Here is a 9,320-nt window from a genome sequence, read left to right as displayed (position 1 = left end):
GAAGACCCTCAACCGCGCCCTCGCCCAGGCGCGAGCCCCGGTAGAACGCGGCATCGCCTGCTTGAAGTCCCAGCGGATCTTCCACAAATCCCGATGCAGCCCGACCCACATGACGTCAACCGCCAAAGCCATCCCCACCCTGGAGCATCACCACTGAAGAAGCTCAGTGCTGCGCAAGACGCCTGTGCGGCCTACTCCTTATTCGGCGACCTGGCGGATACGCAGGAACCGTGAGATAGGGCTGATCGCCCTGGGCCATCCACGGTGCCGCGGCTGATGCATGCTCTGGGCCAAAATCCGCCCGGTGCCATCGGGATCTCCGATCCCTTCGAGGCGATACACACGGTACCGACGCCTATCAGCCGGCCGAGATCGCCCTGCAACGGTGGCCTGGATTACCGAACGGCTTCCCGAAGCACTGGTGGTGTCCAACTCTGGCCTTGCGGTCCAGCTGGCCCTGCACGCGTCCAGCCAGGTCCTCGGCCTACCGGCCGCCGAGCGGGACGTACTGCTGCAGACGCTGGCCTCATGGTACGAGAGCGGTCGCTCCGCGGCGCGCGCCGCCACGGGGCTCTACTGTCATCGCAACACCATCCTCAGCCGGCTACAACGCAGCGGGCATCTCAGCAGCCGCTCGCTTGAAGACCAAACAGTTCCTGCTCGCCTGCTATCTCGGGGTGCTGACGCTGTGGCTGCTGCCCGCAGTACATCCCGCCGGACAACCGACAATGTGAACGTCGAAGGATCCGGGCGGGAGCGGGTGTGAAGAACAGCACGCTGCACAATCCGGGGGGCCGATGACTGTGCGCACGGCCAGCGCGCTGAGCCCTCGGCGACTGCTGCAATTCACCGTGTGAACCCCCACCATCTTGGAGGCAAACGATGAGCGTTGTGGCAACGACGCCGCCGCTGTATGAGAGCACTTTCCCTACTGGGGTCGTCCCGGCCCAGCCGGTCTCCCATCCGAACATCCTCAACAGACTGCGACGCGCGGGCTTGTTGGCCGATGATCCTCGGATCCGGCGCGCGCTCGGAGACCTCGCCCCCACCGATGGCGGCGGACACGTAACGGCCAGGGGACTGACCGAGTTACTTCGGGACCCGCTGGTCGCGCGGGCCCTGCGAGGTGATCTGGTGATTCCCGATTTTGCTGGCTTCGCTGCCGAGCTGACCGACATCTTCGAGCGCCTGATGGCGGACCGCCGGGGTCGGGTGGCCGACTACATTCCGGCGCTCTCCGCCGTGGATCCGGACCGGTTCGCGGTCGCGGTGTGCACTGTGGACGGTCAGCGCTTCTCGATCGGCGACGCCCGCGAGGGATTCTGCATCCAGTCTGTTTGCAAACCCGTCAACTACTGCCTCGCCCTGGAAGAGCACGGGCCCGAACTGGTGCACCGCCATGTGGGCCACGAACCGAGCGGCCACCGGTTCAACGCACTGGCCCTGACCCACGACGGACTCCCCCACAACCCAATGATCAACTCCGGTGCAATCATGTGCTGCTCTCTGATCGCGCCTGATCGCGCCCCTTCCGCGCGCTTCGCCCGAGTTCTGAATACGTGGCGGGAGCTGTGTGGCACGAGCCGCCCAGGATTCGACGAGCAGTGCTTCCTGTCCGAAAGAGGCTCCGCCGACCGGAACTTTGCGCTTGGCTACTGGATGCAGGAGATGAACGCCTTCCCTCCTGGCACCCAGCTCATGGAGACCCTGGCCCTTTACCTCCAGAGCTGCGCGATCGACATGGACACTGAAGCCCTCTCGGTTGCCGCGGCCTCCCTCGCGAGCGGCGGCCGTAACCCGGTGACCGGCCGGCGGGTCTTCTCGGCCACCTCGGTCCGCAGGTGCCTGTCCATGATGTCCGCGTGCGGCATGTACGACTATTCCGGCGAATTCGCCTTCACCGTCGGCCTGCCGGCCAAGAGCGGCGTCTCCGGGGCACTCATGGTGGTGATTCCGCAGGTGATGGGCATATCCATGTGGTCTCCCCGGCTGGACGCTCGCGGCAATTCGGTGCGGGGCATCGACTTCTGCCGCGAACTGGTCTCGAGGTTCGCCCTCCATGTGTATGACAACCTCGACAGCGACACGGGAAAGCAGGATCCCCGACGGAAGAACAGACCGCACTCGGCTTGACCGCCGCGGGACACCATCCATCCACGAAAGGTTTCGCGAAGGGATTGCCCCGATGCCGCTTCGACGACACGCCGTCGACCGCGTCCCAACCCCACCCCTCCACGGAGAGGTCCCGGCCCCTCTCGACCAGGCCCGACAGCGACGCGTTCTGACCGCCGTCGAGCAAGCCTACGATCCACGCAGCACCCGCCTGCTGACACGGCTCGGAACCCGCACCGGGACTCGAATACTTCTGGCGGGCCCTGGCAGCCCAGGACTCCTGCGCTGGGCGGCCCAGACGGTGGGACCCACCGGGCAGGTGATCGCCACCGGCACCGGCACCCGCTTCCTTGAACACCCTGCACAGCGCCACGACAAGGTATGCGTGATGCCAGCAGACGCCGCAACCGAAGGACCTCCCGCTGAGGCGACCTTCGACATCGTGCACGGCCGCCTGGCGCTCGGCGGACTCAGCCAGAGCGAGCACACCTTGGCGAGGCTCGTTGCAGCCCTCGCCCCCGGTGGAGTCCTGCTCGTCGAGGAGTTCGACTGGCAATCCTACGGGCCCGCCGCGGCCGACCCTGCCGCTTCGGCCACGATGAACCTCCTCAAGGCTCACCTGCGCGGCTGCGGATACGACCTCACCCTGGGCCGCCGCCTCCCCGGTCTCCTGCGAAACCTCGGTCTGCGAGGCGTGGACGCTGATGGCCTGGTACTCACCCTACGGGGCACGGATTCACCGCTGGAACCCGCACACCGCCGCATCGCCGACCATGCCCTGGGCCAGCTACGCGAGGCCGGACTGATCAACCCCGTGGCCGCCAAAGCGTTTCAAAAACTCATGAACGACCCTGCATGCAACGTGATCATGCCGACCCTCATGTCTGCCTGGGGTCGCCGCCCCAGCCCCCGCACCAAAGCGGCACAGCACTGAGTGGTACGGCGCACACACAGGCGTGTCCGTCGTGTGCCACTGATCGTGACATCGACGGGTCTTGTCCCGTAACAGGTCGTGGACGTGTTGTGTCGTGCCGTCCGCTTCCACTTCGCGTAATAGTCGTAAAGCGCCTCGTACGGCGGGACGTCATGCGGCAGGTAATTCCAGGGGGTATCGGTGCGGTTAACGTAGAAGAATCGCGCTGACGATCTCCCGCAGGTCGTGCACCCGGGCTGCGATAACCAGACCCGGTCCGATGATCCCTGCACGTGGTAAGCCCGGTTCGATCAATGCCCAGCGGGCATCGGACACGTCACGCGCTACGGACGACAAGCACTCACACACCATCCAAACGACCCTACGCCGTCATTCGCAATCCTCGACAGCCGATCCACCAGCACTCACAGGCCCGATCCAAAACTGTGAAATGGTCCGCCGGAAGAACCGACGGACCATCGCGCTAGACCACTATAGATTAACGATTTCATAGGCAGTCTACCGCGTCAAATGACTGTGCATTTCATGTTTAGATGGGACAGCCTCCGGTCAGTTTACTAAGGAAGGAATTGGGATCGTAATAATGCTCTACCTCAACCAGCTTAAGATCATTACTAACCTTAGCGACACTGACTCCGAACATCTCGATTTGTTCGCCCGTTGGAGGGTTGCCGTGATATTCACCTTCAAAAGCGCCCCAGTGGCGCCACTTGAAGGTGACTACGGGAGGCGGGGTGAGCACTTCAAGCACTTCCCAGTAAAAACCGCCCGGAAATGTCTGATGGAAACTCGCGTGCGATGAGTCAAAATCTCCCGGCACATGAAAGACGCTATCGCCTATAAGGATGTTATAACTACCCTGCTCAGCAATATCGGTTGCGGTCGCAAAAGGTCCGCCATTGACGTTGGTGCGAAATGAATCTGTCACCACAGAAACCCAAGCGGCAGGATCCTTCTTGTGTGAAATTTCCATCTCGAAAACCTGCACTATGCCCTCAACGACCGCTTCCAGAGACCCTCTCCCCAAAGGCCGGGTTCGCTGCCCTGGCATAATCGTGTGGGAGAGGTGGTAATCGGGCCTTCCATTTCTCCAACCGTCGGGATCAGCAGCCTCAATTACGGCTTCTCGCCCCTGCAGCCATAAAGATTCTTGCGCAGCCTCTTCGGGTTTATTCACGGAACGATCCGACATACGTAAATCACCTTTTCCTTATGTAAATCAGATTTACGCTCATCGCGCTTTTATATATTACGAGGAGAAGTCAGCTTGAAGGTGAGCTTTAGCCGCGACCCGATTCTCGAGGATGCTCCCCCAGAAGGAGCTGTGGATCGAGCACGACAACGAACGTGGCTAAGAAGAGGAAGCCGACAGGAAACTCAAGCATGCGAATCATAAACGTCAAGGGATCCGTTGACGACACCCATTTAGTCGATGCTGAGTGAAGGTGGACACTGACGGCAGCCATACCCGTGTAATGCATACCAGTGACAGCCATTCCCATAATGACGCTCGCCAGGAGACTGGCTTTGAGGCCATGGATTGATACGGCCGCCCATAGTGCGGCTATCGCTGCTCCGACTGCAATAGCCACAGAAGCTACCACAGTAGTAGTGTCGTACAAAAGGCGCCCTTTGAGATGCATACTACTCATACCGATGTAATGCATTCCAGCGACACCCAAACCCGTTGCAGTGCCGGCGCCGACTAAAGTCGGAAAGGTCACCCCTCGGTAACCGACGAGGAAGACGCCAAAACCAACGACAGCCACAGCCACTATCAGGCTTATGAGCGTCCTGTCAGTGTCGTATGTGATGACAGTCCCCTTGACACTAAAACCGACCATTGCAATAAAGTGCATTGTCCAGATTCCAGTACCAATGCAAGCCGCACCAAGTCCGAGCCAGAGGGCCTTTTGAGCGCCTTTGGCATTCAGCGACCTAACGGTGCACCGTAAGCCAAGAATCGAACCCATATAGGACATTGCATATGAAGCAATAGGCGTGACTATGCCGTAAGTGAAGCCATCGATTAAACCCTGCATGAATCGGAATCACCTCTGTAATTGAATTACCCAACGGGAGGCGCCGCGCGCCCGAAAATGCGGGCATTAAGCCATGTCGACAGAATAATTTCAAAACTGATTCGTGATCACTATACCGGGAACAACGCCGAATCCGGCTCCATCTGTCGAGTATTCGCTACTCCATTCGGCTTATGATTTCGTTTCGCCCAAGTGGGCCTCTTTCATCCTGAATATTGGCGTGTTAAGAGGTAGGGAGCCTTTTCCAACCTTGGTTTGAGCAGGTCAGATGCGGGGTGAGGACGGCTTGAACGAGGTTGGTGATGCGGGTTGTGGAGCATCGCAGCTTGCGCAGGAGCCGCCACGTCTTGAGGGTGGCCATGGCTCGCTCAGCGAGCGCGCGGATCTTCGCGTAGGAGCGGTTGACGGCTTGCTGACCTGTGGAGAGCGTCTCCCAGCGACCCCAGTAGGGCACCCGTATGGGGGCGCCGGCGCCCCAGTAGGCCTTGTCGGCCCAGCACTTCACCGACGGCTTCCTCCAGGGCGTCGATGATGCCGTGTGTTCGCGCGGCCCTGATGTCGTGGACGGCTCCGGGAAGTGCGGGCGATGCCCACAGCAGTCGCCCCGCCGGATCGGTGATCACCTGCACGTTCATGCCGTGTTTCTTGTGTTTCCCGGAGTGGAAGGGCCGGTCGGCAGCGATCCTGTCGATCGATAGCAGCGTCCCGTCGAGGATCGCGAATGCCTTGGTAGAGGGCGGTCTTCATCGCTTCGGCGAGGGTTGGTGCGAGAGCGGTCAGGACATCGATGGCCTCGGCGATGCACCGGTAGGCGGTCGTGGTGCCGACGCCGAACCCGACGGCGAGTTGAGCGTAGGTATGGCCGCAGCGCAGGTGTGCGAGGACGAGCAGGGCCTGACGCCCCACGCTCACCCGGCGCAGCCGGTCGAAGACTCCTGCCTTCTGCCACCGGTCCAGGCGTCGCCAGCATGTCTGCCCTGAGCCGAACCCCAGCGCCAGGGGCAGAAGTTGCCAGGCCATGCCGTTGTAGAGGGCAAACAGGATGCCCTAGAGATAGAGTCCGTCCGCCGCCGGCCGTGGCCCCGGTGACCGCTCCGGCCACGGCGGCAGCAACGGCTCGATCAAAGCCCACAACCGATCGTCCACGATCCACGGTCGAGTACCCACATCCTCGCGACCGGCCGAATCGTCACACCGGTTACGCCCCACCAAGGCACATCAACAAGATCGCGTTACGAGCTCTCATGGATGGCACCGAAGAAGGACGATGCCTCGACGTCGAGATATGCAAGGTCATCTGATGAGTCTGGACCCGACCGGGAAGGCGCAGAAGTGGACCATGCGCTGGAAGGCCCCATTCAACGCCTTCCAGACTTCGAAGGCGGCCCGGCCTTGAGCGACAACTGGCCACTCAGTAACCAAGCCGTTAAATTGAGCCTTTGCCAACTTGCGCCGTGATGAGATCAGTTGGTTCGACACATGGGTGAAGCCCCTGGTAGACGGGCTCACGAACAAGATCACCCGGTACCCACCAGAGGCTTCGCGTGCTTGTCTACCCGTGCGGGCTAGACGTGTCCAGTCGGTCCCTGACTTTCCTCGCTGCCCGTCTGCGCGAACACCGTCGTCAGATCGGAAGCCGCTGGCGCCGGCTCTCGTCTGGCCGCCAAGCACTGCTGGTGCTGGCGCATCTGCGCAACGGGACCACATACGCCCAGCTCGCAGCGGGTTTCAAGGTCGGCACAAGTACGGTCTACCGCTACATCAGCGAAGCCATCGACCTGCTGGCCGCACTCGCCCCCACCCTCGACGAGGCCGTCCGTGCTGCCTCGGCGAAGGCGTACGTCCTGCTCGACGGGACGCTCCTACCGATCGACCGGATCGCCGCCGACCGGCCCTACTACTCCGGGAAGCATAAGAAACACGGCATGAACGTGCAGGTCATCTCAGATCCGTTCGGCCGGCCGCTCTGGGCCTCGCCCGCACTGCCACGGGCCGTCCACGACGTCCGCGCAGCCCGCGAACACGGCATCATCAACGCCCTCGACCAGGCCGACATCCCCTGCTGGGCGGACAAGGGCTACCAAGGCGCCCGCGGCACCGTCCGGGTTCCGTTCCGCGGCCGATGGGAAACACTCTCCACCGGCCAGCAGGCCGTCAACCAATCCCAGGCTAAGATCCGTGCCCTCGTCGAACAAGCCATAGCCACCCTCAAGTCCTGGCGGCCACTCCGCAAACTCCGCTGCTCGACCACCCGCATCACGGGCATCGTCCAGGCCATACTACTCAGCCTGCATCACGCCAGCTCAACCACAGGTTGAAAAAGCCTCATTGGCCCTGTTTCACATTCGGGCAGGAACGCTGAAAACACTAAACCATTCATCTAGGCGGGCTCTGGGGCGAAGTGACAACAGACGGAGCAGTGCCCGGCTTGCAAATCGCCTCTGAACTCTTTATCTCTTGAATGGCAGAATTCATTTCCGCTGTACGCATACGCTCGATTTGTTCAGGTTTTATTTTCTCCGGTTTGTAGCCAACGGCTCTAAGGTCACTCATAAACTCATTGATTCCATGAGCGTAGGTTTCGGCCTGATCACGCAGTGAGTCAGGTGCTTGAGTGGCGAGCTTCCCTATCAGCGCACTGATCTTCTCGAAGTCTGCCTTATCGGCTTGCCCGGATTCCTGGGAAACCCTCAGTTGACGAAGCGTAGCACAGTACGCCGTCAGGTCTTCATTTCCATCCAGTTGAGCGACTGCGAAGATTGCACCACCGGCGGCAACAAATAAAAGCCCTCCCGCGCCGAGTGTAATTCGCCACTTGCTAACCATGCACGCTCCTTCTTAGCATCTACTCCAGCGGGAAGCGAACGCGTTCACTGGCGATCGCATTGACTTACAAGTGTCGTTCGAATATAAACGGTGCACACTGATTGTCACGATGCGGTGCGGCTGATATGGATATCTTTGCGGCGCTTCAACGCAACGCCCTCTTCGACTTGCTCAGGGTTGCCTTAATACGTGCTTCCAGGGCTTCGGTTGAGTTACTACTCGCTAAAATCTTGACAATCGCATCATCCGCCCCGTAAGCAAACTCGCGCATACGGTGAATGACTGGGTTCCGCATACCGCGCTTGGTTTGCAGGTAAGCTTCGAGAGTGCGATCATCTATCGAATTAGCGCGAGCCAATGCTTGGTCCATCAGATCATCGGCAACCTCGTGGATCAGGCCCATCGATTCGGCTTGCCCTGCATTCAATTCTTCACCGAAAAGAGAAAGCCTGGAGCAGGCCTGCAAACCGACAGAAAAAGATATCAATTCCAGGTAAACCCTTGGCATTGGGATCCCGATAGAGACCTCATTGAGTGCGAATCTCGCCTCACGTACTGCGATCCGCCAGTCTGCACAGAGGGCAGTAATAAGACCACCCGCGTAAGCGTGACCATTAATCGCTGCAATCAGCGGTCGATTAAATGAGAAGAGGCGAATATTCGATTCAAAATAGCGCCGCTGCCATGCCAATATCTCTTCATGATTGCCATCGACGAACATTCCGTGCACATATCTTAGATCTAGGCCCGCAGAGAAGACTCTCCCCTCACCCCTAAGGATCACAGGACGAGGAGGATATTCCTCTTCAACTATATCGAGGGTCTCGCGCAAATCCAAATAAAAATCTTCCCCTTGAGCCCCCGCTTTCACAGAAGGAATCGTCACGATCGGGACATTGTTGAATAATTCAATATTCCAAGCCATAAGTCGAGACTATACCCGATGGCCCATCTAGCAAGACTTGCCTCCATCCCGATCTACGCGCAGGCGCCACTTTGCGCCACTATTCCGTTCTGCTTGAATGTGTCGCACCAGTTGAGCGGTATCGCACCTCGGCTTCCACCCTCTCGCATCATTCGGATGCTCCGCTCTGCAGTCTGTACGGATGGGTGCTGCGCTGCTCGGGGCCGACGCAGCACCCATCCGCTGGACCGTACACACCACTCAACTCACGGGGCATCGTTTGTGTGAAGTCGAGCATGCATACCGGACCTGCGATCTCCGGCTTTTGGGGCCCACTCCGGATTCGCAACAGAAATTCTAACCAATGCGGAGACAGCAGGCTGGAGTAATCGCTACCCTAATCATTGAGTTTCTTCGAGTTGGCCATCGATCGGGTGATGGCCCAGGGGCGCAACATGCGAGGCCCCCGAGCTGTTGATCGAGATGTCTGACGTCTCAACCA

General features: G+C 59.9%; 8 protein-coding genes and 3 pseudogenes. 5 read left to right on the top strand and 6 right to left on the bottom strand.

Annotation, left to right across the window (positions count from 1 at the left end):
• The 4 genes and pseudogenes from ACWCQK_RS41400 to ACWCQK_RS41385 form a co-directional block, all read left to right on the top strand.
• Positions 1-157 (top strand): annotated as a pseudogene (locus ACWCQK_RS41400) (IS5/IS1182 family transposase); the annotation flags it as partial.
• Between the two features lie 123 nt (positions 158-280).
• Positions 281-766 (top strand): helix-turn-helix domain-containing protein, encoded by a 486-nt coding sequence (locus ACWCQK_RS41395; protein ID WP_451164343.1) that lies wholly within the window; start codon positions 281-283, stop codon positions 764-766.
• A gap of 116 nt (positions 767-882) precedes the next feature.
• The gene (gene glsA, locus ACWCQK_RS41390; RefSeq protein WP_451164341.1) at positions 883-2,133 is read left to right on the top strand and encodes a glutaminase A; all 1,251 of its coding nucleotides are present in this window, start codon (positions 883-885) and stop codon (positions 2,131-2,133) included.
• Between the two features lie 298 nt (positions 2,134-2,431).
• Complete coding sequence (locus tag ACWCQK_RS41385; protein WP_451164339.1) at positions 2,432-3,046, top strand: hypothetical protein; 615 nt, start codon at positions 2,432-2,434, stop codon at positions 3,044-3,046.
• Between the two features lie 529 nt (positions 3,047-3,575).
• Here the strand turns inward: ACWCQK_RS41385 and ACWCQK_RS41380 are convergent.
• The 4 genes and pseudogenes from ACWCQK_RS41380 to ACWCQK_RS41365 form a co-directional block, all read right to left on the bottom strand.
• The gene (locus ACWCQK_RS41380) at positions 3,576-4,238 is read right to left on the bottom strand and encodes a SnoaL-like polyketide cyclase (protein WP_451164337.1); all 663 of its coding nucleotides are present in this window, start codon (positions 4,236-4,238) and stop codon (positions 3,576-3,578) included.
• 88 nt (positions 4,239-4,326) lie between these two features.
• Positions 4,327-5,088 carry an MHYT domain-containing protein gene (locus tag ACWCQK_RS41375; RefSeq protein WP_451164335.1) on the bottom strand — a complete coding sequence of 254 codons (762 nt, stop codon included), beginning with the start codon at positions 5,086-5,088 and terminating at the stop codon, positions 4,327-4,329.
• Between the two features lie 223 nt (positions 5,089-5,311).
• Positions 5,312-6,012, bottom strand: a pseudogene (locus ACWCQK_RS41370) (transposase family protein); the annotation flags it as partial.
• A 51-nt stretch (positions 6,013-6,063) separates the two neighbouring features.
• Positions 6,064-6,108: pseudogene (locus ACWCQK_RS41365) on the bottom strand (hypothetical protein); the annotation flags it as partial.
• A 524-nt stretch (positions 6,109-6,632) separates the two neighbouring features.
• Here ACWCQK_RS41365 and ACWCQK_RS41360 point away from each other — a divergent pair.
• On the top strand, positions 6,633-7,406 hold the full coding sequence (locus tag ACWCQK_RS41360; protein ID WP_451164333.1) for a transposase family protein: 774 nt from the start codon (positions 6,633-6,635) through the stop codon (positions 7,404-7,406).
• Between the two features lie 58 nt (positions 7,407-7,464).
• Here the strand turns inward: ACWCQK_RS41360 and ACWCQK_RS41355 are convergent, their stop codons facing one another.
• The gene (locus ACWCQK_RS41355; RefSeq protein WP_451164331.1) at positions 7,465-7,914 is read right to left on the bottom strand and encodes a hypothetical protein; all 450 of its coding nucleotides are present in this window, start codon (positions 7,912-7,914) and stop codon (positions 7,465-7,467) included.
• A gap of 145 nt (positions 7,915-8,059) precedes the next feature.
• Positions 8,060-8,839 carry an enoyl-CoA hydratase/isomerase family protein gene (locus ACWCQK_RS41350; RefSeq protein ID WP_451164329.1) on the bottom strand — a complete coding sequence of 260 codons (780 nt, stop codon included), beginning with the start codon at positions 8,837-8,839 and terminating at the stop codon, positions 8,060-8,062.
• Positions 8,840-9,320 lie beyond the last annotated feature (481 nt).

It is taken from the genome of Streptomyces sp. NPDC002306, assembly GCF_053593435.1.
The sequence above is the reverse complement of the archived record's forward strand: the minus strand, read 5'-3'. Positions and strand labels throughout refer to the sequence as shown.